This window comes from Thermoactinomyces mirandus, assembly GCF_013868055.1.
Classification (GTDB): Bacteria; Bacillota; Bacilli; order Thermoactinomycetales; family Thermoactinomycetaceae; genus Thermoactinomyces; species Thermoactinomyces mirandus.
In genome coordinates this window covers 1-22,664 of record NZ_JACEOL010000028.1, presented here as the reverse complement: position 1 = coordinate 22,664, position 22,664 = coordinate 1, and the positions used below count along the sequence as shown (strand labels likewise).

27 protein-coding genes, 2 tRNA genes and 3 pseudogenes are annotated in these 22,664 nt (G+C 43.8%); 10 read left to right on the top strand and 22 right to left on the bottom strand.

What is annotated here, in order from left to right:
- The gene (locus H2C83_RS08445; protein ID WP_220184074.1) at positions 1-288 is read left to right on the top strand and encodes an integrase core domain-containing protein; all 288 of its coding nucleotides are present in this window, start codon (positions 1-3) and stop codon (positions 286-288) included.
- A gap of 31 nt (positions 289-319) precedes the next feature.
- On the opposite strand, the gene H2C83_RS08440 is transcribed toward H2C83_RS08445, so the two are convergent.
- Positions 320-988 carry a CAP domain-containing protein gene (locus H2C83_RS08440; RefSeq protein ID WP_181739704.1) on the bottom strand — a complete coding sequence of 223 codons (669 nt, stop codon included), beginning with the start codon at positions 986-988 and terminating at the stop codon, positions 320-322.
- Positions 989-1,095: 107 nt separating this feature from the next.
- A complete protein-coding gene (locus H2C83_RS08435; RefSeq protein ID WP_181739702.1) occupies positions 1,096-1,674 on the bottom strand; it encodes a hypothetical protein in 579 nt (192 codons plus the stop codon).
- A gap of 513 nt (positions 1,675-2,187) precedes the next feature.
- Here H2C83_RS08435 and H2C83_RS18135 point away from each other — a divergent pair.
- The gene (locus tag H2C83_RS18135; protein ID WP_281364125.1) at positions 2,188-2,316 is read left to right on the top strand and encodes a hypothetical protein; all 129 of its coding nucleotides are present in this window, start codon (positions 2,188-2,190) and stop codon (positions 2,314-2,316) included.
- 117 nt (positions 2,317-2,433) lie between these two features.
- On the opposite strand, the gene H2C83_RS08430 is transcribed toward H2C83_RS18135, so the two are convergent.
- Positions 2,434-3,024 carry a Uma2 family endonuclease gene (locus H2C83_RS08430; protein ID WP_181739700.1) on the bottom strand — a complete coding sequence of 197 codons (591 nt, stop codon included), beginning with the start codon at positions 3,022-3,024 and terminating at the stop codon, positions 2,434-2,436.
- A gap of 223 nt (positions 3,025-3,247) precedes the next feature.
- On the opposite strand from H2C83_RS08430, the gene H2C83_RS08425 reads away from it, so the two are divergent.
- On the top strand, positions 3,248-3,559 hold the full coding sequence (locus H2C83_RS08425) for a hypothetical protein (RefSeq protein ID WP_181739698.1): 312 nt from the start codon (positions 3,248-3,250) through the stop codon (positions 3,557-3,559).
- Positions 3,560-3,643: 84 nt separating this feature from the next.
- Here the strand turns inward: H2C83_RS08425 and H2C83_RS08420 are convergent.
- Both H2C83_RS08420 and H2C83_RS08415 read right to left on the bottom strand, forming a co-directional pair.
- A tRNA-Leu gene (locus H2C83_RS08420) sits at positions 3,644-3,732 on the bottom strand.
- 8 nt (positions 3,733-3,740) lie between these two features.
- Positions 3,741-3,826 (bottom strand) — tRNA-Leu (locus H2C83_RS08415).
- Positions 3,827-4,245: 419 nt separating this feature from the next.
- On the opposite strand from H2C83_RS08415, the gene H2C83_RS08410 reads away from it, so the two are divergent.
- On the top strand, positions 4,246-4,728 hold the full coding sequence (locus tag H2C83_RS08410) for a divergent PAP2 family protein (RefSeq protein WP_181739697.1): 483 nt from the start codon (positions 4,246-4,248) through the stop codon (positions 4,726-4,728).
- Positions 4,729-4,825: 97 nt separating this feature from the next.
- Here H2C83_RS08410 and H2C83_RS08405 read toward each other — a convergent pair whose 3' ends face one another.
- The 4 genes from H2C83_RS08405 to H2C83_RS08390 all read right to left on the bottom strand — a co-directional run bounded on the left by H2C83_RS08405 (position 4,826) and on the right by H2C83_RS08390 (position 7,968).
- Positions 4,826-5,698, bottom strand: coding sequence for a diacylglycerol/lipid kinase family protein (locus tag H2C83_RS08405; protein ID WP_246333817.1), 873 nt, complete (start codon positions 5,696-5,698; stop codon positions 4,826-4,828).
- 71 nt (positions 5,699-5,769) lie between these two features.
- A complete protein-coding gene (locus tag H2C83_RS08400; RefSeq protein WP_181739693.1) occupies positions 5,770-6,030 on the bottom strand; it encodes a YuiB family protein in 261 nt (86 codons plus the stop codon).
- Positions 6,031-6,317: 287 nt separating this feature from the next.
- Positions 6,318-6,479, bottom strand: coding sequence for a YuiA family protein (locus tag H2C83_RS08395; protein ID WP_376766353.1), 162 nt, complete (start codon positions 6,477-6,479; stop codon positions 6,318-6,320).
- A 295-nt stretch (positions 6,480-6,774) separates the two neighbouring features.
- A complete protein-coding gene (locus H2C83_RS08390; RefSeq protein ID WP_181739689.1) occupies positions 6,775-7,968 on the bottom strand; it encodes an NAD(P)/FAD-dependent oxidoreductase in 1,194 nt (397 codons plus the stop codon).
- A 287-nt stretch (positions 7,969-8,255) separates the two neighbouring features.
- Between H2C83_RS08390 and H2C83_RS08385 the strand changes: the two genes are divergently transcribed.
- Both H2C83_RS08385 and H2C83_RS08380 read left to right on the top strand, forming a co-directional pair.
- Positions 8,256-9,257 carry an NAD(P)/FAD-dependent oxidoreductase gene (locus H2C83_RS08385; RefSeq protein ID WP_181739687.1) on the top strand — a complete coding sequence of 334 codons (1,002 nt, stop codon included), beginning with the start codon at positions 8,256-8,258 and terminating at the stop codon, positions 9,255-9,257.
- Between the two features lie 102 nt (positions 9,258-9,359).
- Positions 9,360-9,647: a hypothetical protein gene (locus H2C83_RS08380; RefSeq protein WP_181739685.1), complete on the top strand. Its 288-nt coding sequence runs from the start codon at positions 9,360-9,362 to the stop codon at positions 9,645-9,647.
- Positions 9,648-9,822: 175 nt separating this feature from the next.
- Here H2C83_RS08380 and H2C83_RS08375 read toward each other — a convergent pair whose 3' ends face one another.
- Positions 9,823-10,068 (bottom strand): Spo0E family sporulation regulatory protein-aspartic acid phosphatase, encoded by a 246-nt coding sequence (locus H2C83_RS08375; protein ID WP_181739683.1) that lies wholly within the window; start codon positions 10,066-10,068, stop codon positions 9,823-9,825.
- Positions 10,069-10,545: 477 nt separating this feature from the next.
- Between H2C83_RS08375 and mqnE the strand changes: the two genes are divergently transcribed.
- A complete protein-coding gene (gene mqnE / locus H2C83_RS08370) occupies positions 10,546-11,646 on the top strand; it encodes an aminofutalosine synthase MqnE (RefSeq protein ID WP_181739711.1) in 1,101 nt (366 codons plus the stop codon).
- Positions 11,647-11,798: 152 nt separating this feature from the next.
- On the opposite strand, the gene H2C83_RS08365 is transcribed toward mqnE, so the two are convergent.
- The 6 genes and pseudogenes from H2C83_RS08365 to pgsB form a co-directional block, all read right to left on the bottom strand.
- Positions 11,799-12,053 carry a DUF1450 domain-containing protein gene (locus tag H2C83_RS08365; protein ID WP_181739710.1) on the bottom strand — a complete coding sequence of 85 codons (255 nt, stop codon included), beginning with the start codon at positions 12,051-12,053 and terminating at the stop codon, positions 11,799-11,801.
- A 108-nt stretch (positions 12,054-12,161) separates the two neighbouring features.
- Positions 12,162-12,728 carry a hypothetical protein gene (locus H2C83_RS08360; protein WP_181739681.1) on the bottom strand — a complete coding sequence of 189 codons (567 nt, stop codon included), beginning with the start codon at positions 12,726-12,728 and terminating at the stop codon, positions 12,162-12,164.
- 24 nt (positions 12,729-12,752) lie between these two features.
- Complete coding sequence (ggt, locus tag H2C83_RS08355) at positions 12,753-14,393, bottom strand: gamma-glutamyltransferase (RefSeq protein ID WP_181739679.1); 1,641 nt, start codon at positions 14,391-14,393, stop codon at positions 12,753-12,755.
- 148 nt (positions 14,394-14,541) lie between these two features.
- The gene (locus tag H2C83_RS08350) at positions 14,542-15,705 is read right to left on the bottom strand and encodes a CapA family protein (RefSeq protein WP_181739677.1); all 1,164 of its coding nucleotides are present in this window, start codon (positions 15,703-15,705) and stop codon (positions 14,542-14,544) included.
- 92 nt (positions 15,706-15,797) lie between these two features.
- On the bottom strand, positions 15,798-16,274 hold the full coding sequence (gene pgsC, locus H2C83_RS08345) for a poly-gamma-glutamate biosynthesis protein PgsC (RefSeq protein ID WP_181739674.1): 477 nt from the start codon (positions 16,272-16,274) through the stop codon (positions 15,798-15,800).
- 138 nt (positions 16,275-16,412) lie between these two features.
- A pseudogene (gene pgsB / locus H2C83_RS08340) lies at positions 16,413-17,555 on the bottom strand (poly-gamma-glutamate synthase PgsB); the annotation flags it as partial.
- A 585-nt stretch (positions 17,556-18,140) separates the two neighbouring features.
- Between pgsB and H2C83_RS18535 the strand changes: the two are divergent.
- Together H2C83_RS18535 and H2C83_RS08330 are read left to right on the top strand one after the other, a co-directional pair.
- Positions 18,141-18,269: a PAS domain-containing protein gene (locus H2C83_RS18535; RefSeq protein ID WP_181739707.1), complete on the top strand. Its 129-nt coding sequence runs from the start codon at positions 18,141-18,143 to the stop codon at positions 18,267-18,269.
- Positions 18,270-18,377: 108 nt separating this feature from the next.
- On the top strand, positions 18,378-18,656 hold the full coding sequence (locus H2C83_RS08330; protein ID WP_181739670.1) for an ACT domain-containing protein: 279 nt from the start codon (positions 18,378-18,380) through the stop codon (positions 18,654-18,656).
- A gap of 157 nt (positions 18,657-18,813) precedes the next feature.
- Here H2C83_RS08330 and H2C83_RS08325 read toward each other — a convergent pair whose 3' ends face one another.
- The 3 genes from H2C83_RS08325 to cysK are packed head-to-tail and all read right to left on the bottom strand — an operon-like array spanning position 18,814 to position 21,210.
- Positions 18,814-19,119: a YuzD family protein gene (locus H2C83_RS08325; RefSeq protein WP_181739668.1), complete on the bottom strand. Its 306-nt coding sequence runs from the start codon at positions 19,117-19,119 to the stop codon at positions 18,814-18,816.
- A gap of 26 nt (positions 19,120-19,145) precedes the next feature.
- A complete protein-coding gene (locus tag H2C83_RS08320; protein ID WP_181739666.1) occupies positions 19,146-20,279 on the bottom strand; it encodes a bifunctional cystathionine gamma-lyase/homocysteine desulfhydrase in 1,134 nt (377 codons plus the stop codon).
- A gap of 4 nt (positions 20,280-20,283) precedes the next feature.
- The gene (gene cysK, locus H2C83_RS08315) at positions 20,284-21,210 is read right to left on the bottom strand and encodes a cysteine synthase A (RefSeq protein WP_181739664.1); all 927 of its coding nucleotides are present in this window, start codon (positions 21,208-21,210) and stop codon (positions 20,284-20,286) included.
- Positions 21,211-21,408: 198 nt separating this feature from the next.
- Here cysK and H2C83_RS08310 point away from each other — a divergent pair, with 198 nt between their 5' ends.
- Positions 21,409-21,636: a NifU family protein gene (locus tag H2C83_RS08310; RefSeq protein ID WP_181739662.1), complete on the top strand. Its 228-nt coding sequence runs from the start codon at positions 21,409-21,411 to the stop codon at positions 21,634-21,636.
- A 117-nt stretch (positions 21,637-21,753) separates the two neighbouring features.
- Here the strand turns inward: H2C83_RS08310 and H2C83_RS18530 are convergent.
- The 3 genes and pseudogenes from H2C83_RS18530 to H2C83_RS08295 all read right to left on the bottom strand — a co-directional run.
- Positions 21,754-22,158: pseudogene (locus tag H2C83_RS18530) on the bottom strand (HNH endonuclease); the annotation flags it as partial.
- Between the two features lie 66 nt (positions 22,159-22,224).
- A pseudogene (locus tag H2C83_RS08300) lies at positions 22,225-22,401 on the bottom strand (IS110 family transposase); the annotation flags it as partial.
- 25 nt (positions 22,402-22,426) lie between these two features.
- Positions 22,427-22,664: integrase core domain-containing protein (locus H2C83_RS08295; protein WP_181739658.1), on the bottom strand; the 238-nt coding region annotated here is incomplete at its 5' end.

Genomic DNA, 22,664 nt, shown 5'->3' with positions numbered 1-22,664 from the left:
ATGCTGGCTCAGTTTGGCCTTCGACCCAGCATGTCAAGACGAGGCAATTGCTTGGACAATGCCCCGATTCCGATTGAAAGTTTCTTCTCCCACTTAAAGACAGAAGCTCTCCAATACCATCATATCCAAGATACTGAACAGGCTCAAATCCTGATTCAACAGTATAACCATTTTTACAATGAGGAGAGACTTCAACTGAAATTAAATAAGCTGACGCCTGTTAGAATACAGGCGTCAGCATGCAGCATAATCCGGGTGTTTTTTTGCGTCTACTTTTTTGGGGCTTGACCATGTTCGCAGGGGTTCTTTTTGAATTAGCTTACTTCTGAATAAATATTTGTGTCCAATAGGTTCCATAATCTCCGCCCTGGACATAGCCGATTCCGATATGGGTGTAGTCAGGATTCAAAATATTGGCGCTATGCCCTTCGCTGTTCATCCAGCCATTCGTCACTTCTTTTGCCGTTTTCTGACCTGCAGCAATATTTTCTCCCGCTGCCCGGAAGGGAATGCCATGTTTTTGCAGCATCTCAAACGGAGATCCATATGTTGGCGACTGATGATCAAAATAATGCTTTTCTTTCATATCCTGTGATTTCCTGTCAGCCACTTTGGAAACATCTGCATCAAGCCGAAGAGGCTTCAAACCGCGTTTTTCCCGTTCCTGGTTTACCAGTTGAAAAACATCTTTTTCAATTTGCAATACCTCAGCATCAGTCCCTTGTGCCGGTGCTGATTGTGATGGCTGTTCAGCTGCCTGTGCCGTTGTTGACAGTGCATCCGATTGTCCGGAAGGAGCCGGCTGGGCTGACGGTGCAGACTGGTCATTTTGCGGCCCCGTTTCCTGCAACACAATAGCCTGTTTGGTCTGTTGTATATGCTCAAGATAAACCTGTTTGTCAATGCCGAAAAAATCCAATACTGCGTCAAACCCAGTTAGAGAAGAGAAAAATAGCATTAATCCCACAGCCAATGCTTGCAAACTCATATTTTAACCCCTTTTCTAAATTGGTTTTTCTTCACAGCTAATTTAACATACATAACCGACCGTCTGACTGTTTAATATTGGAAAAAGGGGGGAGGGGCAGGCTTCCCTTACTGGTTGACCAGTGCATCAACCTGTTTCGAGGCTGATTCCCGGTCAGGAGTGATTAACATGTTTAAACTGATTGGATAATTGCGTTCCTGATGCTCTACCTGCAGGGCAATGTTGACATTATTCATCTTCCATAAGGCCATCATAATGGCAACATATTGATCACGTGGAAAACCGGGATCCCAAAATTCCCCATAAAATTTGGGAGGACCCCAAAACACGGTCAAAAACCGGACAGCCGCATCCAGTTTGTATAATCTTTCAATTGTCAATTCATTGATTTTATCATTGCTTCTGCTGCTATATTTTAACAACAGGTCCATTTCCCGAAAAGTATCAATATCCAACCAGACAGATTGAATTTTCTCCTGGTTGCGTTCAAGAAATATTCGTGGAAAACCATCGTTATGATTGCAAAAACAAACCCCTTCAGATTCTTCCCACATCATGCGATAACCCAGTAATTCGGCCAGAACGGAAAATACATGGACCATTTTTTCTTTTTCCCAGTCGTAGTTGACTCCAGGCAGATATGCAGCAATCATATGTAACTGACGATGATGTTGTTCACTCAGCATTATCCAGCTCCACCCTATTCGTTCAATAGATTTGCTAAATAAAAATATACATGATAAATGCGATAATTGAAGAGACTCTTTTCCAATACTTACACTTTTTTATTTTAATATGAAAACAATCTGTAAATGAGTATTATTATTTGTATATTATATGATCAATCTTCCAATTCCAGCCTCAATCCACTTGTAACAACCAAATTTACCAACTGTTCAACTTTTAAATTTAATTTTAATTATACCAGAATACAGGCGAACTGACCTTTGCCGTTTTTATTTCTGGTCAATTTTTATTATAGCCTGATCAGGAAGTGAAATGTACAGACAAGCTCCCCACCACAAAAATATGAGTGCAATCCAACCTTTTTCTGGAAAAGAGGGTTTCCCGCAAATAACCCGGCCGGTCGGATTCGGCTCTGTATTCCGCCGCTTCCCGAGACAACAGCGGAAATGAATGAATATATTGAAATTTGATCTGCGCGGCTGACGGAAAAACCGGAAGGAGTTTGCGGGAGGATGTATCACACTTTACCGTTCAGTTATCGGGTAAACCGGGACATGGCAGCGCCAAATATCGCAATTGCCAGAAAAGCGCGGGCCGCTCTGATTATGGTGACTACAGAATATCGAACAGGATGGTTTTAGCTGAATACCGGGTCAAGTGATTCATACCATTGAACGGGTAAAGGATACTTTATTGAACAACATAACTACTACATAAACGGAAAACATTTGCCAAAATCAAAAACAGACCTTCTTTCTTCAGAAGGTCTCATCCGGAAAAATCTGATTCAGATCTACCAGCAGATCGGAAAAAATGCTTACCGTGAATACATCTCCTTTCACATATACATTGCGGTTCTGATAGGCATCATTTTCAAGAACAAACACCTCGATATTTTCATGAAACGGGTCAACGATCCAGTATTCTTTCACTTTGTATTTCTCATACAATTTAAATTTGACAACCTTGTCCCTTTTTGCAGCGATCCCGGGAGACAGGATTTCCACCACCAAATCAGGGCTGCCTTTCAAACCGCGCCGGTCAATTTTCGTATAATCACAAACCACCGTCACATCAGGCTGGACCACGTTAAAGGTTTCCTCATCTTTCTCACTGTCTGACAACCTTACTTCAAAGGGAGCCATATACACTTTTCCTCTTCTGTCTGCCAGATAATTATAGAAAAGTGCAAAAATACTTCCCAGCACTTCCTGATGCCTGGAGGAAGGAGCAGGTGTCATATCAAACGGAATCCCTTCAATAATTTCCCATCGTTCATCTTCCTGATCCCATTTTAGATAATCCTTGTAGGAGTAACGCGACTTTCTCTCTGAAGCGGGCAATTTCATAAAATAACGCCTCCCTGACGCCTCCTTCCTGCTATTATACACAATTTTCCTGTTTTTGACTCCGGCTGTTTTTCAAAATGGTCATCTCTTTCAACCCATGATCCGCCAATATTCAAATGGTTGCGAATAAGGAGGGAAAAGCAGGATTATTTTGAACGATCCACGTAATGAAAAAATAATAGGCTACTGGAACAGATTCTGAACTTTTTGTGGAGGGGAACATATGTTGCGTGAATTCACGATCGAGGGCTGGTTGTATGAACACATAACCATCACCTGGAAAGAGGGAAAACTATCTAGTGACTGCCCCGAAGTATTAGAAGTGATCAAGCAAAAAATCCAACAGCTTGAAAATTTGAAGGCATTTATCTTTTGCCCGGAAACAAAGCTGTTTTTTACAGAAAACTATTTGCAAAACCCATATTCAGCCTATCTGGTTCTAAAACATATTCTGGATGAGGTTTATGAACTGCCGGATAAAGAAGAAATTCTCGCCCTTGACAACGAGCCTCCTTCATCCCTGCTCACTTCCTGACACTATCGATGCCCTGCGGATCAGCGGGGCATCTTTGATTTTTGGCCTAAAAAAACTCCATTTCATCAGGAAATGGAGTACTTGTGGTGCTGAGGGTCGGACTTGAACCGACACGGTAGTCACCTACCGCAGGATTTTAAGTCCTGTGCGTCTGCCTATTCCGCCACCCCAGCATAATCGTTGGTGCCGAAGGTGGGAGTCGAACCCACACTCCATAATGGAACACGATTTTGAGTCGTGCGCGTCTGCCTATTCCGCCACTTCGGCTTGTTAAATCAGATTAAATTGACAAAATACATCTTAGCACCGTTCTGAATCAATGTCAATGTTTTTTTGAAAAATGCCCTGTCAACTGGTATAAGTCCGGTAACATTGCCGGTCAATTCATAATGTTTTTGCATTTTATTTCCCCATATTCATGGAATATGTCTTACTGTAAATAATAATTATGCAGCAACGGACCCGGGCGAATCATTCCTTTTTCTTTGGCAATATTCCCAAACGACGCCCACAATTCCTGTTTTCCTCGCAGTTTTCTTCCAATGATGTACGATTCGGATTTTTAAAAAAGGGATAGATAAGATATAATAAAATAGTTTAACAAAAAAACAGGAAATGAGTAATCTATCCCTCTGTCAGCGATACATATCCCTGATGCTTAAACGGAAAGGGTGACCAAGACATTGATGTTGGCTGAGCTAATGGCCAATTTCCCGCTTTGGGCGTCATTGACTGCAATCATTCTGGCACAGCTGATTAAAGTTCCCTGGAATTTCATCATCACCCATCAATGGGACTGGAGCTGGATTATTAATTCCGGAGGAATGCCAAGCGCACATACCGCCGCAGTTACATCCCTGGCCACTTCGTTAGGACTTGCATACGGATGGGATTCCCCATCTTTTGCTGTATCCACCATTATTGGAATCATCGTAATGTATGACGCGACGGGGGTTCGCCGGCAAGCAGGAATGCATGCACAAGTTCTGAACCAGTTGGCTGAAGATTTTTCCTCACTGCTGAACGAACTGCGCCATATGAAAGAAAAACCGGTAACAGAAGCAAGCGTTCGCCTGAAAGAAATTTTGGGGCATCAGCCGATTGAGGTCTTTACCGGAGCCTGGTTCGGAATTTTTATATCGATCATTATATACTGGATCTGGTATTGACATCGATTGTGTTGAACCCCAGGCGGGTATTTGATCCAGATACCCGCCTGATCCATTCAGTTCCGGGGCGGGTATCAAACCAGTCCCGTCAACATCCTTACAGAAGGAGAAGCGATCCAGGCTGAATTTCCACCCGGACAGGAGTCGTTCCCATAATTTCTCCATCAACATGATAGAGAAGGGGGAACATTCCTGAGATCGTGATGGTTTGTCCCCGTTTCATGCTTACGGCCGGGTGATCTGCATGGCGTCCGCGATAAGCCAAAGGAAAAGCACGAAGAAATTCCTTTTTTGTTATGTTTCCGATACTGCATATATCCAGATATCCATCACTGGTTTCTGCCTGGGGGCAAATCTCAATTCCCCCTCCATACTGTCCAATATTAACAACAGCAACAATCCAGTTTTGCCCGATCTTCTCTTCCTTTCCGTCGATCGTTAACGTGGCTTTCTGCGGTTTGAAAGAAAACAGGCTTTTGATTGCTTCCACTCCATATGAAAGCGAACCGAGCCACTTCTTATGTACAGATCGGTTGGTTCGATCAACAATGATCGCGTCCAGACCAACCCCCATTGATCCCAGCATTGGCTGGCCATTGACATAGGCTGTATCAATCAGCTTTGCCTGAAAATCCAGAATGCGGGCAAGCGCCTTTTCGGCATCATACGGGATTTTGTGATAAGCGGCAAAGTCATTCCCCGTTCCGGTCGGAATAATCCCAAACGGGATATTTTCACCGATCACCCCGCCACCTGCTTCATTTACTGTGCCATCCCCGCCCACCGCCACAACTGCCCGCCAGCGCTTGCTTTTCAGTTGGTTGCGAATTGCTGGCGTCAATTTTCTCTCCTTTTGGGTAAACCATACCTGGTAAGCGATGGAATACATCTGCAAACTTTTCTCTACCTTTTGCCAGACAGCCCGTCCTTTACCTTTACCGGATTCAGTATTCACTACAAATAAAAACATGCTTTTCACCTTCTGTTCCACCTTTGGGCCAATCTCACAAAAAAGCCAGGGTTAACAGTTCCCTGGTTCATCTAAAACATCTGATAACCTTTTGACCGAAGAGCCCGAATTGCCAGGATTCCGACAAGTACACCCATCAGCCCCGCAAAAAACAGGACCGCATTAACAATGGTAACAATTTGCGTTATGTCACGGCCGACATATAAAACAACCGCAAAGAAAATGACAAGCGGCAGCCAGGTCGTCTTCAAAATCATATTCAGGATAAACCCAAGCCCAAAAAAAAGCACAAATAATAAAGGAATGGAAATGATCAACTGGGCGAGCGTCATACACCATCGCCTCCATCCGCAAAAAGTTCCCACTTATTTTACTGAAGATCCGTCGGAAGGTCAATCATTAACTGTGAAAATGGGGAATTTTTGATATTTTGGTTTTAATTATCAACCAAAAAACATGACGTCTGTACAGCTATGCTGCGCTACAACCCGCTGTAAAATCAAAGTTTTTTGATCAAAACCCTTTATACGGAGTTTTGCAACGCTGTGTCCATTTCAAAATGACCGTAACCAGGGGCGGGTCTGTTTCCCCGGGCCACAAACATGGGATGTCCTTTGAACTAATATTTTGAATTTTGTGTTTGTTTTTGAGCCTTGCTGTTTCTTGCCTTAACTGTACCTGTTCCATGACAGGCATAGCAGCTTTCTGATCCACCCAGAAGCAGATTGACATATCCCTGCCCATCGCAATACTCACACTTTTTATCAGAAACCACTGTCACCAACCCCCATTCAACTTGCTGTTTTCAGAAAATAATATATTATTTATATTAAAAAGAAAAACACTATTTAAAAAGAGAATGTTGTTTTATTACCGATGTAAGCGTTAACAACATTAATATCCGGTACTTTTGGTACAATTGCTGACCAACTTGCAAAAAAGCCCTTCTGTTAGTTTGAAGGGCCTTCAGACTTAGAAAACGAGATCCGGGAAGACGATTTTCAGGACTACACTTCGCTTCCAAAAATTGCTTCTTCATATTTTGTCGACAAGCGGTTTCTTGAAAAACATTATCACTAAAGGGTACCTTTACGGAGCACCAGCGAAACGCCGCCTAACAAAAACAACCAGCGTATTTCAATGAATTTTTTAATCAGGGCAGCGGTCCCCCCTATGATCTTCCTGTCTCCCACAACGCCGATTGCTTCTTTTCTGCCCAATGATGCGACTGTTCCTTTTGGCTTGTACTCAAATGGTTGTTCCATTTTTCCGCCTCGCACCACTTTAGCCAGTTCTCTCCCCAAATATTTTCCCTGCTGCATGGACATTTGGGCTGTTGGCGGATAGGGGCGTGAGTTTTCATCCGGGAAAACAAGGGAACAGTCTCCGATAACGTATATCTGATCATAACCTGGCGCCTGCAAATACCGATCTACTTTGGCACGTCCCCGCATTGTTTCAATACCGGAATCTTCCACCAGTTTGTTTCCGCGTACTCCCCCTGTCCACACAACTGTGGCTGCCTTGATTTCACGGCCGCCCTTGAGTATGACCCCATCTTCCGTACATTCTTCAATCGGTGTATTTACAATAAATTCAACACCTTTACTTTCCAGATATTTAACGGCATAATCAACTAACTCCTGGTCAAATCCGGGCAACACACTGGGAGCAGCTTCAATGTTTATGATCCGGACTTTTTCTAACGGGATATCATAGTCGTGGCACAGCTCGGGCATACGGTCAACCAGCTCGCCAACGTATTCAATCCCCGTAAAGCCGGCTCCCCCGACAACGATTGTAATCAATTCCTGTCTCTTTTCCAACGCATAACGGGAAAACATATATTCCATATGTTGGCGGATGATCCGTACACTGTTGATATTGCGTATGGAATAGGAGTTTTCCAGCAAACCCCTGATTCCGAATGTCTCGGGAACACTCCCCAAACCGATCACCAGATAATCATATAATAGAGAATCATTATTTTTTAACTGAACAACTTTTTTGTCCAAATGAATCCCTGTTACGCAATCTCGTACAAATTTGATGCGATTCGAATCGATTATGGATGGAATGGATATTCGCGCATGATCATGATGTGCCGTACCGGCTGCCGGCTCATGCAATTTGGTAGTGATATAGTGGTAGCCGTTCTGGTTGACCAGCGTAATGTCGGCTTCATTTTCGTTCAGCTCTTTGGCCAGTCCTTTCGCTGCCATCAAGCCTCCATACCCCGCTCCCAATATCACTATTCTGGGTACACTCATTAAAAATCACATCCATCTGAAATTATTATTATAAAATGATTGATTTCTCACAAAGTCGGAAAATCATCTTATTTCTCATTTATTGATTCATGCCATTTTTTATGATATTATTTTCACGAACTTTTCGCAATAGGCCTGTTCACATTTTCTCCATTTTTCTGTTTTATACTGTATAGTTTAGCTTGGAAACATTTTTTACCAATATTCATTGCTAAATAGTAAGGAAAATTGTATATTATATTAATATAATTTTCTATATTTTTAAATGAATCTTTGGAGGTGTCGTTGTGACTACTCAACAAACTGACCAAAAAATCATAGATATTACAATTATTGGCGGTGGACCTGCAGGTTTGTTTGCTGCATTCTATGCCGGGATGCGACATGCTTCGGTAAAAGTCATTGAAAGTTTGCCCCAGTTGGGTGGACAATTGGCAGCGCTTTATCCTGAAAAATACATTTATGACATTGCCGGATTCCCGAAAGTATTGGCTCAGGATCTGGTCAATCGATTGCTGATGCAAGCCAATCAATTTGACCCGATTTATTGTTTGGATGAAAAAGTTTTAAATGTAAATAAAAAAGAAGAAAGATTATTTGAAATTGTTACTAACAAGCAGGTACACCTCAGCCGGTCCATTATCATTACAGCCGGTTGCGGGGCCTTTGAACCGCGAAGACTCAATTTGCCCAATGCCGAACAATATGAAGCCACTAACCTGTATTACTTTGTAAATGATAAAAATCAGTTTGCAGGAAAAGATGTCTTGATTGCAGGCGGAGGAGATTCCGCTGTTGACTGGGCTCTGATGCTTGAACCGATTGCCAAAAGTGTAACCATCGTCCATCGTCGTGACAGATTCCGTGCCCATGAACATAGTGTAAACCAGATGATGAATTCAAACATAAGAGTCATTACTCCAGCGGAAGTGACAGCCTTGCATGGCGGTAGCCAAATAGAGAAAGTAACCGTTAAAAACAAAAACAGTGGAGTTTCAGAAGAGATCCCTGTAAACGCCTTAATTGTAAGCTTCGGATTTGTTTCCTCCCTGGGTCCCATTAAGGATTGGGGACTGGAAATCGACAAGGGCGCCATTGTGGTAAATTCCAAAATGGAAACCAACATCCCCGGCATTTATGCGGCTGGAGATATTGCCACTTATCCAGGTAAGGTAAAACTGATTGCTGTCTGTTTTGGTGAAGCACCAACAGCAGTTAACCATGCTGCACAATATGTTGATCCCAAGGCCCGGATTCAACCAGGCCACAGTTCCAGCCTCAAACTTTAATTGCGGCAGAAACGGTTATTCATGGTCAATGCTGTTCGCATCCTGTATGATTGTCATCCTTTTATGAAACAATAATAAAAAAGGAAAGGAATAGAATTTTTCATGGATGCGAACAATCAATATACCTGCCCTGTTTGCAACGGTTTTTCTTCGCTTGAGGAAAAAACTTGCCCGAAATGCGGCAGCCGGCTGGCTGATCAGGGCCGGTTTACCGATCTGTTCAATGATTACAGTCCTTATCGCGCGATTGATGATGTGAAAATGACCGACGGCTTACCTGATGCAGAAAATCATCTCTGCCCTCATATTTTATTCTGCACCTCATGCAAATTTTCAAATATCTTTATGGTTGAGGAAATTCCGATTAATAAAAAACCTCCGTCTTCATAAGAGACGGGGGTTTATTCGCATCAAAACCCTTGTTAATAAGAACAACCCGGTTCATTGTGCACCTGCGTACAAATACAGCTTCCGGAAATTTTCTCTTCCAGATCCGTGTTGTAAAGAAGTGGTTTTCACTTTTTCGGAAAATAGCCAGAAAATAATGACAGATTGAATAATCAGATCATATTGCCTGCATCATTGTGTCTTTTGACCGTTCATTCACTGGTTTGACCGGGGAACGGAACCGACAGATCCTGTCTGTCTCCCTCTTGTTAAAAATCTCCTTTTCCCACATGTTATGAAGTTGATCCAGCTCAAGGCTCAACTGATATACCGTCGGATGGTTCAACCCCAGACAATCAGCCGCTTCTTCCATGCGCCTTCTGACAGTCTCCAACCTTTCTTTCAACGCTGGCCCCCTGTTCATCTCGACAACCACCTCCCCGTATCTTGACCCTTTTTCTCTTGTACGAGTACATTTGTTCGGAATTGCCTGATATTTTCAGTATACAATGACAAATGGGAAAAGAAAAGGTGTATTTTTTACAAATTATTCAATTATATATATTTTTTAGACACAAGAATCCAATCACATTCTGTCATTTCGAACCATTTGCGAACAATTGTAAAAAAATGCAATTCCCGTCCTCGATGAAATACGACAAAACCACCTTGATTTCCAACATTAAGTCTTTGTGATAGAATATATAAAGTTGCATCATATTATTTTAACTTATGAAATAATAACAAAAATAACGTTGGTTTGTTTCAGACATGGTAAAATGGAATCTATCGAACACTCATGAGAATAATTCTTGAAATTGTTGTGCTGGCTTTCATAAAGCTGGCATTAATCAAGTGGATTCGCAACATGAAAGCAACAATACCGGAAGGGGGAATCTCCATGTCTTTAACTATGACTGCGACTGATCGCAATCTGGATGCAATAATAGAAAAAGTGAAAAATGGGGAACGCCTCACATTGGAGGATGGATTAAAATTATACGAATCTCCGGATCTGCTTACGGTCGGACAATTGGCAAATGAAGTAAACATGAAGAAAAATGGAGATCGTGTTTACTTTATTCAAAATATGTATATCAACCCTACCAATATTTGTGAGGCAAAATGTTCCTTTTGTGCTTTCCGCAGAGACCCCGGGGAAAAAGGTGCTTATACCATGTCCACGGATGAACTGCTTGAGTACGTTGGTGAACGTTACACAGAAGGTATACGTGAATTCCACATTGTAGGCGGTCACAACCATACGGTATCTTTCGACTACTATTTGGAGACCATTTCCACTTTAAAAAAACATTATCCACATGTGACCATTAAAGCTTATACAGCAGCAGAGATCGAATTTTTTTCCCGTTTGTCAGGGCGTTCCATCGAAACGGTTTTAAAAGAGTTAATCGATGCCGGAGTCAGTTCGCTGACTGGTGGCGGTGCCGAAATTCTTACCGAAAATTACAGGATGAAAATGAGTCCTGACAAAGTAAGTACGGATGAATGGCTTAATGTTCACCGCATCGCCCACGGGCTCGGAATGAAAACACATTCGACCATGCTTTACGGATTGACTGAATCCAAGGAAGAACGTTTGATCCACATGATTCGGCTTCGTGAATTACAGGATGAAACGAACGGCTTTCTGGTTCTGATTCCGCTGGCTGTGCAGCCACGAAGTGTTAACGCTTCCATCAAGCACCGCACCAGTGCCATGGATGATATGCGGACCATTGCCGTCAGCCGGCTGATGCTGGACAATTTCCCACATATCAAAGCGTATTTCATCAATATTGGCACGCAATTGGCCCAGTTGGCAACTCAATTCGGCTCTTCCGATCTGCATGGTACCCTGGTTCAGGAACGGATCAGTCACTCTGCAGGAGCCTTAACCCAGCAGGCATTGACGAAGGACGAACTGATCTGGTTAATTAAGGGCGCCAACCGAACACCTGTAGAAAGAGATACATTCTATAATGAAATAGCTGTTTATTAAAAAAGCATCTGGAAATCCCAGATGCTGAGCTTGATGACAAACCCCAAGCTTTTTCGCAAGAAAATGGCTTGGGGTTGTATATTTCAGGGGAGATAAACAAATTTTTTTATCTGCAAACTGCATGACACTCACTATTCCAGGTGTTCTCAGCTTTATGGCTTATGGCAAAAATAATGATTTTCCGCCTCTTCGATGGCCTCATAAATTTTCGCAAGCAGATTCTCACCGGTATCAGCTTTGACCACTTCACCATTTACCAGTGCGTAAGGTCGCTCACCGCAAATGCCGCAATACCTTAAACAGTCATATTCCAACACATCCAGACCGGAATCATCTTCCAGTTTCTTTTTGACCGCCACTACTTCATCCGTCAAATTGTTTATGCAAAATTCTACCAGGGGTATCATTATTTTCACTCCAATATATATACAGGAATCTTTTTCCTTTTCTTTATATCATTATAAAGCAGTCTGCTTGTTTTGCCCATTTTTGACAAAACAAAACCTCCGGGCTTCTTACTTCCCGGAGGACTGATCGTTTTCCTCCTTGATCAACTTCAGACCACGATCTTTCATAACCTGAATAGTTGCTGCCTGACTCCATTGCCGGTCTTCCACGATTTCGTCGGTAAATACCAGTGTAGACAAATCATCCAGAATATCATGCGACTCTCTCTTCCCCAATGTTTCTTTCGACAGAGCCAGATCCTGGCGAAAAGCCTGGAAAAACTCATAATATGTGCCTTCATTTACGTAGACAGGCTTATTGATAATCGCTTCGATCTTTTTAAATTCACCACCCGGATCAGCCAGCTTGTCTCCCCATTCGGGACCGAATACATAATAATGACTATGCATGTGCAGGGCATTGAGGGATTTGGCGATTTCATCGAAATCCTTCTGATAGAATATCCCTTCCTCCGGCTTGGACAGCAAGGTCCCTTTCACCAGTTGTTCCCTGTATTTCTCAATGGCCTGCTTCTCCTCAGCGCTCAGTTGTTCAACATGACGAAAGTCCATAAGGAAAATTAAAATTGCGGCAATAATTATAAACGGGGTAAGTATCCTGAGCAAACGTTTCATACCAATGCCTCCAACCCATCTCCATTAATCTGCGGCAACCCGAAACGCCCCATCCCGTCGCCCGTCAAAACCTCCTTCCATCGTATCATCACTCCGGTTAACCCGTATTCCCTGAACACCCCCATAATACATGCCTGTCGGTTTAACCACAACCTGATATCCCTTCTTCTCCAGTTCTTTTTGTACTTCAGCCGGAAGTGTTTTTTCCACATAAACCATATTGTCCTCTACAATAAACCGGGGACGATTGATTGCTGCCTGAACAGGCATGTCATATTCCAGAATACGGATAATGACTTCCGTCAATATAGGGGTAATCCGGCTTCCTCCCGCACTGCCGATTCCAAAAACAGGACGGTCGTTTTTGGTGAAAATCGTCGGGGCAGTATAGCTAAGTGGCCGTTTCCCCAATTGGGGCCGGTTCGGAGAACTCTTGTTAATGCTGAAATTCTTCAGCTGGTTGTTGAGGAAAAAGCCATCCACATAAATCCCGGAACCAAAAAAGTTGCTTAGTGTATTGGTTACGCAAACCATATTTCCGTTCTTGTCTACAACAACAAAGTGTGTGGTGTTGTCATGATCTTCCTTGTCCGCCAGGGAATCGGCGATACTGTTGTATTTAAGGGAAATCTGTTCCATGTTCACATCCCGGGCCAGCTTTTCGATGTAATCCATCGCCAGCATATCTTTCACCGGAACATTGACAAACCGGGGATCACCCACGTTCTGACGACGTACGTAATTCACCCGTTTATTCACTTCTCCCAACAAATGAATCTGGTCAGCCGACAAATCTTTTGTTTTTTCCACATCCAGCTGATCCGCCATCCTCAGGGATTTCGCCAGCATCACTCCACCAGTCGGTGGAGGAGGTGTAACCATTTGATAATCATTATATTTGATAATCAGCGGCTCTTTGACAAGGGGTTCATACTTCTGCAGATCACTCTTCTTGACACCCCGGGAAATGTTCTCGATGTCACTGGCAATCAATCCCTGGTAAAAAACTTTTGCACCGTCTTTTTGAATTGCTTTCAGGGTATTGGCCAGTTCTTTCTGCACCAGCAGACGCTGCGGCTGAATCGGCTCTCCATTTGGGAACATGTGCCCCAGTTTGTCAACTGGCAGACGGTATTGAGCTGCCCGGATCCGGCTGCTCAGGATGTTGGTTACTTCAAATCCCTGTTCCGACAGTTCAATGGCGGGCTGGATCAGTTTGCTCATGGGCAGCTTTCCATATTTATCATGGGCCAGTTCCATTCCTTTCACAAAACCGGGAACCCCCACTCCGTTGTCAGGAATAATTCCGGTATATGGGGCTGTTTCCCGATAATCAATGACGACAGGCTTCTCCTTTTTGCTGTAGAAATCAATCAGCATGGTACCCCCGCCGCCAATGCCCGACCCGTATGGTTCTACAACCCCCAGCACATAGGATACGGCAATCGCAGCATCTACCGCATTGCCTCCCTGTTCCATGATTTGCATTCCCGCCTGGACAGCTTCGGGATGAGCGGCAGCAACGCCATACTTGTGTTTTTCCTTGTTGGCAACCGTTTGTTCAAAAGCTTTGGAATCATATTCATTGCTTTTGTAGACATAAGCGAAAATGGTTCCCACAAATACAAACACCGCCAGGATAATATGCAGCTTCTTATTGCTCAACTTTTTGTCCCTCCTTTCAGTTTGGGCGAAGAGGTATTTTCCGGACATAACGTTGAAACTTCTGTTTCAAAGTCATCATTTTACGCACCTCTGTCACTTCCCCGCTGTCATCTTGCAAACAGCCTCTAGAATGCAATCGGTGCTGTCATTATTTGGCCATTTTTTGTTTTAACTTTGCAGGCATTTCAATGGTGCAAACCAGGGAGTTTGCCTTCCGCTGCCATGCACGGCTCCAGGCCTCCGAAAAATACGGCTGGCTTGTAACCTGCATAAAAATTTTTTCCCGGCGGTACAATTGATTCCGGCACAATGGCTTCGGTGTTCCCTCACGGATGACCAGCGGATGAATCTCAAGCAGCACTTTGCCATTGTTTTGTATTTTATATTGAGCCAATATACTTTCCCGTGTTCTTGACCAGCCCTGGTCCGAAATAAAATTACCCAGGCTGTAAAATATGACTCCTTGCCTATATACTTCTACCGGTTCAAGGACATGGGGATGATGGCCGATCACGATATCGGCCCCGGCATCGATCAAGGCATGTCCCAAATCACGCTGTCTTGGATGATAGCCGCTGTCATACTCTTTGCCCCAGTGCATATGTACAATGACCAGATCTGCATTTTTCTTGGCTTTCGCAACATCCCGAAAAAACACATCGGGGTCAGCCGGCGCGATTCCGGACCGGTTGGAAAGGGCTTGAAAATCTTTCGGGAGCAAGTCAGAAAATCCCAGAGTTGCAATCTTGATTCCCTTGATCGTTTCATAGGAGATTTCGGTCGCATCCCGCAGGTCATATCCGGCTCCTACCGTATCGATATTGACCTCCTGAAACGCCTTTAATGTATCCAATAACCCCTGCCGCCCAAAATCCTTCATATGGTTATTTGCCAGGTTGACCGTTGTGAAGCCTGCTTTTTTCAAAACTTTTGCAACCTCCGGACCAGTAGAAACATGCATCAGTTTATCCGCTTTGGGATACCCTTCCTGCTCTGTGACCGGTTGATCAAAATTTCCCGTAACATAATCGGAATGCTTCAGGTAGAGGCCAACATGCCGAAACAGGGATTCGTATCCCCTTGCAGGCACAATCACCCTGTCAACATACCGCCCGAACAGCATGTCGCCGACCATGCTGATGGTTAATCGGCTTTTGTCATCCCGGATCTCAACCGGTTCTGCCTGCAAGTCCGCGATCCGGAACACAATGATAAGCAGGACCGCTGCCAGCAATGCAAAAACTGTATGGATTGCCGCTTTCTTTTTTTGCCGCTTGATATAACGTTGAAATCTTTGTTTCCAGTTCAGCATTAAAATCCTTCCTAACCCGTCCAAATGAAAAATGGGAATTGATGATTGTTTTCCTTTTCTCCATCCCCATCAGGATTCGTCTTATTCGTTGATCAGAAAAACTTCAGCAGCACAAATTCATACAAGAACATAATGACAAAAGTGGCTCCGCTCAACAACAATGTGCTTCCGACAGTGGGAACCACACCCTGCTTCTGAATGGTATTGGCAATAAGTCCGGGAACAATGACACCGATTCCCCGAAATTCCTGCATTTCAAAAGGAAGGTAGGGAAAAGTCATTGGGGAAATATAATCAAATATGAGCTTTAAAGCCACTCCGACGGATAACATGGCCGCAAATTTCCTTCTTCCATACAGAATCGTATAACGGCCGACCAATTTTGTCACAATTAAAAAGGTTAAAAAACTGATTACAAAAATGACACAGACAAATACAGGCTGATCAAAAACCAGCCCCATATAACCGGGAACAATTAACCCTGCCGGCATCACACCTACTTTTTCAGCATACAACAGGCTGAGTACTACTCCAATAATCAAGGAAACGTACAAGTCTGATCCAAACAACGAATTTTCCTCCTAGCTGACAATGTGTGCTACTTTTTGAGGCTGTACCATTTTCTTTTCTGCAGTTGCAGCTGAATTTGCCCCAGCCATTTTTCCCTCTGTTTCCTTCCTGGCCTCCTGACTCATCTTCCGGAACCAGTCGCATAACGGCTGGGCAGCCCCATGAATGTTTCCAACCCCATACACCATCCGGTTATGCAACTTTGTCTTGATGGCATTGTAAACACGTTCCACCGGCTCGTTTTCCAGGTCAAGCAACTCACGGCAACGGATTTTCCCCTGTTGAAAGGCGTCGGTGACTGGTTGTGTCGTTTGCCCGATTACCACCAGGGTATCCATCGGAATATGCGGCAGAACATCCCGGGCAAACTGCTCCGTCCGGTCAACGCGGTCAGGCCGGCAATTCATGATGACGATGGGATTTTTAACGGGATATCCAAGCATACTGACACGCTCCCAGATATTTAAAGTGGATGCCGCATCGTTTGCTGCAAACCCGTTTACAAAATAAGCAGGTTGCTCATCGGCACCAAGTGGAAGAATTCGCATGGCGCCCGGGTCCGGATTTGCTTTCAGCATGCCCCGGCAGGCTGTCTCCCGGTCAATCCCCAGCGCTTCAGCAACCGCCAAAGCCAGGGCGGCATTTTCCGGGAAAATCATGTAATCAAACTGGCGCAAAAATTTCTCCGATATCCCGGATGGATCAGCTACATAAACGCGGGTACGTCGCCGGCTGGCAACTTTTTTGAAATAAGGGACAAACGGCCCTTCAGAAACAATAAGACGGCCCTTGTACGGAATCGTGGCCGTAAACGCTTCTGCTACTTCCTGCAATGTAGGTCCCATTACATCCATGTGATCTTCCAGGACATTTACAATAACACCAACATTTGCTTGCAGCATCTGCTCCTGAAAGACAATCTGGTAATCGGGATTAACAGCCATGCATTCACTGACCAGACAATTTGCCCCCGCTTTTGCCACTTCTTCAACCACCACTTTTTGTTCGCGGATATTGGGGCCTTCCAATCTTCTTTTAATGGGCTTTTCTTCTTTTTTATTCCAATAAATCATCCTTGCTGCCGTTCCGGTTGTTTTGCCAACCGCCCGATAGCCGGCTTCGATCATGATTCCTGTAATCAGCCTTGTTACGGTCGATTTGCCGCGAATGCCATTGACATTGATGCGCAGAGGGATAGAATCAATGTATTTCTGATGTTTTTTCTTCTCCCGGATCCCCAATCCAAACAGAACTCCAAGCGAAAGGGGAATCAACCACATACAAATCAGCCCCTCAATCAGATAAATAAAAACCTTTGTCAGATTCACGATCATATAAACACAATCAGTTTGATGAATTTCATGAATGTTCTATGATCGTTACCATTCTATTATACTATTCCTGAGCTTAAGCTGATAAAGGTTTAATAACAGACATATATTAAGATATCACGTTCTAATATAAATGAATTAAAAAAAATAACTCAAAAATAAGAAAAAATGATGAAACCTTTTTATTTCTCATGTTAAAAACCACATATATTTTTTCGCTAAAACAGAAGTCATCTGCATCATGAATCCAATCCTGCCAAACCCGCCTGAAATACGTTTATATGATCCTGTCGGGACGTCTCAAAATGATTCTCCTCCCAAACGCCTGCTCAGAGTTGGTCGAAGAACCTCCGCAGGGGCTTTTTATGTTTTTTATATTTACAAACCTTACAATTACAATAAATATTATATCTATTTAAATTTTGTTGTTACATCATAAAAGCTTTGTTATTATTTATTTGCAATATAAATATTTATTGATTATCCCTTTTTGCAAACGGTTTCATTGAGAGGAGGATCGGATGAACGAAGAGGATAAACCGATTTGACCATGCCAACCGACTGCGGACACAGTCACGGAATGAAAATCTCTTGAAATCCTCTGCCGTTTTTCTGAAAAACAGAAACAAAGAAGTGATTGGTGCACTCTGCATTGTCCTTTGATGCACACAGCAGTCAGCAGTCAGAGCATTGTGCGGATATTTGGATCGATTTTATTTAAGATGTCATAAGCTCATTTGAGTTGCTGTTCTCTTTACCAGGGGGGGAGACATGATGGAAACTACAAAAATTAACGGTTTTGAAGTAAAATTGTCAGGAAAGCATCCGGCAATTATTATAAGAAATAACGACCGATTTGGAGCAGTAGCATCTGTGGCGGAAATTCTGGCCAAACACAAAATCAATATCGCACAGATGGAAGTTACCCGGAATGACATTGGCAAAGAAGCACTAATGGTAATTGAGGTGGACGATCAGGTGGATGACCACGTTCTGAAAGAATTGGAAAAAGCAAACCATATTATCCAGATCTCAAGGATTGAACAATAATTTCGGGATACATCCTGAGAAATTAACATATCTCCATCAACACAGCCGGATCAACCACAAGTCCGGAGCATCCGTAAATTGCTCCGACCTGTTCGATCCGGCTGCATTCATGTTTTTTACAACTGTCCGGGAGTTACCGGTGTCGTCAATTTATTTATCATGACAATAGACGATCAATCACCTGACAAATCTGTTTCAACCCTGGATTGCCTTCGGCGATGATTTCGTCTTCAATCACCACCACCGGATACCACAACTCTTCCTCAAATACACGTTTACTGAAAGCTTTTTCTTTTTCTGTTTCCGGTTGATGGATATCTACATAATGAACCGTGATTTTTTTCCCGTATTTTCTGGCCAAAGCGGCTTCCAGCCACGTTGCTGTCTCTTTGGAAGAAGGCAAATTAACACAGCTTGAACAAATTTCCTCCGCCCCGTATACATAAACAGACAGTTTGCCCATCCGGTCCTCCTCCAATCCGGTCAGATTTACCGAAGTGCCTGTTCCAGGTCCATGATCAGATCTTCAACATCCTCAACCCCGACGGAAATTCGGATCAAACCATCCGTAATGCCGAGTTCGGCTCTGCGTTCTGCAGGAATTGAGGCATGCGTCATGCGTGCCGGAACGGAAATCAGGCTTTCTACCGCTCCAAGACTCTCCGCCAATGTAAAATAGCAGGTTTTTTCCAGAACCTGATCTGCCAGCTTTTCACTGCCGACATCAAAAGAAATAATTCCGCCAAAGCCACGTGCCTGGCTCCTTGCTGTTTCATGGCCAGGATGGGTTATCAGCCCCGGATAATAGACAACTTTCACTTCTTTTTGTTCCTCCAGCCATTTGGCGATTTGCCGTGCATTTTGTTCATGCTGTTTCATCCGTAGCCCCAATGTTTTGATTCCTCTCATCAACAGCCAGGAATCCTGGGGGCCGAGAATCCCCCCGATGGAATTCTGCAGAAAGTGGAGCTCTTCCCCCAATACCTTCTTTCCGGTCACAACAAGACCAGCCACCACATCACTGTGCCCGCCAAGATACTTGGTCGCACTGTGAACAACAATATCGGCTCCGAGATCGAGCGGGTTTTGCCAATAAGGAGTCATAAAAGTATTGTCCACGATCAGCAGGAGCCCGTGTGCCTTGGCCAGTTGAGCGATCTTTCGGATATCGGATACTTTTAACAGCGGATTACTTGGTGTTTCCATATAAATCGCCCTGGTCTCCGGAAGAATGGCCGCCTCTACCTGTCGGAAATCACTCGTATCCACAAAGGTAGCCCTGATTCCCAAACGCTGGAAAACTTTTGCAATAACGCGATAGGTTCCTCCATACACATCATCTCCCACCACGAGATGATCCCCCTGATTAAAACAGGACAGTACGGCAGATATGGCGGCCATTCCCGAAGCAAATGCCAAACCGGCCTCTCCGTTTTCCAGTTCGGCAATCAGTTGCTCCAGAGCGGCGCGTGTCGGATTGTCGGTCCGGGAATATTCATAGCCGGCATGTTCACCCGCCCGTTTCTGCTTATAAGTGGAGACCTGGTAAATGGGCACACTTACAGCTCCTGTATGCTCATCACCAAATACGCCCCCATGAATCAGCTTCGTGTCCAGTTTCATTATTTCATCCCTCGCTTTGATAAATGTTTGTACTTAAATAACGTTCGCTGCTGTCCGGGAAAATAACGACAATCCGCGTTTCTTTTGCATATTTTTTTGCTTCCTGCAAGGCCGCATAGAAGGCAGCGCCTGACGAACTTCCCACCAGCAATCCTTCTTTGGCCGCCAGTTCCCTGACAAGCCTGAAAGCATCCGCGTCTTTTACCGTATAAACCTCATCAATCAGGGAACGGTCAAAGTAATCGGGGAACATTTCCATGCCAATTCCCTCGGTTCTGTGGGGCCCTGGCTTTCCCCCGGCAATGATTGACCCTTCCGGCTCGACAATCACTGTTTGAATAGCCGGATTTTTTTCTTTCAGGTAGCGGGCGACTCCCATAAAAGTACCCGACGACCCTGCCCCGGCCACAAAAACATCAATTTGTCCGTCCATCTGCTCCCAGATTTCGGGTGCCGTGCTTTCATAATGGGCCTGTGGATTGGCCGGATTGGTAAATTGCTTCGGACAGTAAGCTCCCGGAATGGATTGCTCCAATTCTTTAGCTTTCTCCATGGCTCCAATCATACCCTTTTCCGTCGGTGTATTGATTACTTTTGCTCCCAACGCCCGCATCAAATCCTGTTTTTCCACAGAAAACTTCTCCGGTACGACAAAAATAACCCGATACGGTGTTCCAACCGTAGCCAGCGCCAGACCAATTCCGGTATTGCCGGCGGTCGGCTCAATAATCGTACCTCCGGGTTTTAATTTCCCGGTTTTTTCCCCTTCCCGAATAAGCGCCAACCCCAATCGGTCTTTCACACTTCCACCAGGATTGAAAAACTCCAATTTTGCATACAGATGTATATGAGCAGGAATTCCTATCTCTTTCAAGCGGACCATCGGAGTGTGGCCGATCAGTTCTTTTATGTTGTCATATCGTTTCTTCATGACAATACCCCTTTTAACAAGAGAATAATTACTATTCCAAGCATAGCAATTTTCCCGTAATGAAAAAAGCCTCTTGTCTGAACACCAGTTTGCTCATAATTAACCATTGATTTTATATGGGAAAAAAACTAAAATAAACTTGACATTGGGAATTTTTCTCACTCTCTCTGTTACTCCATACAGAAAGGGGTTAAAAGGATGTCCGCTAAAGAACGAGTCAGCGAAGTACTGGACAGATTACGTCCGTTTATTCAGCGGGATGGCGGAGACGTTGAACTGATCGAAGTGGAAGATGGGATTGTACGTGTCCGTTTGCTCGGAGCTTGCGGAAGCTGCCCCAGTTCTACCATTACGCTGAAAGCCGGCATTGAGCGTGCCTTGATGGAAGAAATACCGGAAATCCGGGAAGTCCAGCAAGTATTATAAAAAAATCTCTTCGCAACCCCCCTCTTTTTTGTAGAAAGAGGGTTTTTTATATAATCGACAATTTCAGGAAATGGCTGTGATCCACCTCACAGCTTAACAGAAGACCTGGTAAAAAAGTCACGGACCGATGCGGTTCAGATGCGGCAAAAGGGTCATGCTCCAAAACGGAAATCCGGTCAATAGATTCATAATTTTCCCGCCAGCCAGGAGTTGCACGACGGTTTGAATATCCTCATCCGTAGCTGGTTGCCTAACAACTTTCCATTCCACCACAATTTTCCCCTCCTGTCTTCCCCAAATACGATGCCCACCTGTATGAAGATAACCTTTACGATGAACATCTGACGGTATAAGTTGCATTCTACCTGTCTCTTGATGATGATGCCATGTATAATTTCCGATTTTGTGGTTACCTGATTTAAGATGCTTCTTAATTAAGTTTCGCTCATTTTCTGGAAATTGCTCCAGAAGCTCTTTTTTCAATTTTGGATCAGCTTCAAGATAATCCCTTAAAACTCCAGTTGCCTGACCAGTTTGAGATGCACTGTTTTCTTTTAGTTGTTATTTAGAAAAATCAAAGCCAAGTTCGGAGTACCGTCCATCCTGAATCAATCCGGTAATAACACGAGCATCTTTTTCATCTTTTTTGGTCGGAGAATTATTATCCAACTCTTTACTCTTCTTTACATGCATCGGGTTAACCATAACTGTTTTAATGTCGTGTTTCTCAAGAAACTCAGCCAGGCTCTTCCAGTAGTGACCACTTAATGAACCCCGTTTGTCCAGACATTTAAGCAACATTTGAAGTTATAGATTGACGAAACTCTTTAGGGGATAAATATCCCAAAGCAGAATGTGGCCTCTCATCATTGTAGAATTTTATATATTGATCAATGTCGTTTTTAGCTTCCAAGAAGGAAGAATATTCCTGGAGCCAAACAGTTTCTTCTTTCAGGGTGCGAAACCAACGCTCAATATAAGCATCTGCGTCAGGATTGTTGTATCCCGTTCTTTCTTGCTTGATCCCT

Coding starts and splice junctions, on each gene's coding strand:
- H2C83_RS08445 (WP_220184074.1), top strand. CDS start 1: ATGCTGGCTCAGTTTGGCCTTCGACCCAGCATGTCAAGACGAGGCAAT.
- H2C83_RS08440 (WP_181739704.1), bottom strand. CDS start 988: ATGAGTTTGCAAGCATTGGCTGTGGGATTAATGCTATTTTTCTCTTCT.
- H2C83_RS08435 (WP_181739702.1), bottom strand. CDS start 1,674: ATGCTGAGTGAACAACATCATCGTCAGTTACATATGATTGCTGCATAT.
- H2C83_RS18135 (WP_281364125.1), top strand. CDS start 2,188: ATGTATCACACTTTACCGTTCAGTTATCGGGTAAACCGGGACATGGCA.
- H2C83_RS08430 (WP_181739700.1), bottom strand. CDS start 3,024: ATGAAATTGCCCGCTTCAGAGAGAAAGTCGCGTTACTCCTACAAGGAT.
- H2C83_RS08425 (WP_181739698.1), top strand. CDS start 3,248: ATGTTGCGTGAATTCACGATCGAGGGCTGGTTGTATGAACACATAACC.
- H2C83_RS08410 (WP_181739697.1), top strand. CDS start 4,246: ATGTTGGCTGAGCTAATGGCCAATTTCCCGCTTTGGGCGTCATTGACT.
- H2C83_RS08405 (WP_246333817.1), bottom strand. CDS start 5,698: ATGTTTTTATTTGTAGTGAATACTGAATCCGGTAAAGGTAAAGGACGG.
- H2C83_RS08400 (WP_181739693.1), bottom strand. CDS start 6,030: ATGACGCTCGCCCAGTTGATCATTTCCATTCCTTTATTATTTGTGCTT.
- H2C83_RS08390 (WP_181739689.1), bottom strand. CDS start 7,968: ATGAGTGTACCCAGAATAGTGATATTGGGAGCGGGGTATGGAGGCTTG.
- H2C83_RS08380 (WP_181739685.1), top strand. CDS start 9,360: ATGGATGCGAACAATCAATATACCTGCCCTGTTTGCAACGGTTTTTCT.
- H2C83_RS08375 (WP_181739683.1), bottom strand. CDS start 10,068: ATGAACAGGGGGCCAGCGTTGAAAGAAAGGTTGGAGACTGTCAGAAGG.
- mqnE (WP_181739711.1), top strand. CDS start 10,546: ATGTCTTTAACTATGACTGCGACTGATCGCAATCTGGATGCAATAATA.
- H2C83_RS08365 (WP_181739710.1), bottom strand. CDS start 12,053: ATGATACCCCTGGTAGAATTTTGCATAAACAATTTGACGGATGAAGTA.
- H2C83_RS08360 (WP_181739681.1), bottom strand. CDS start 12,728: ATGAAACGTTTGCTCAGGATACTTACCCCGTTTATAATTATTGCCGCA.
- H2C83_RS08350 (WP_181739677.1), bottom strand. CDS start 15,705: ATGCTGAACTGGAAACAAAGATTTCAACGTTATATCAAGCGGCAAAAA.
- H2C83_RS08330 (WP_181739670.1), top strand. CDS start 18,378: ATGATGGAAACTACAAAAATTAACGGTTTTGAAGTAAAATTGTCAGGA.
- H2C83_RS08325 (WP_181739668.1), bottom strand. CDS start 19,119: ATGGGCAAACTGTCTGTTTATGTATACGGGGCGGAGGAAATTTGTTCA.
- H2C83_RS08320 (WP_181739666.1), bottom strand. CDS start 20,279: ATGAAACTGGACACGAAGCTGATTCATGGGGGCGTATTTGGTGATGAG.
- cysK (WP_181739664.1), bottom strand. CDS start 21,210: ATGAAGAAACGATATGACAACATAAAAGAACTGATCGGCCACACTCCG.
- H2C83_RS08310 (WP_181739662.1), top strand. CDS start 21,409: ATGTCCGCTAAAGAACGAGTCAGCGAAGTACTGGACAGATTACGTCCG.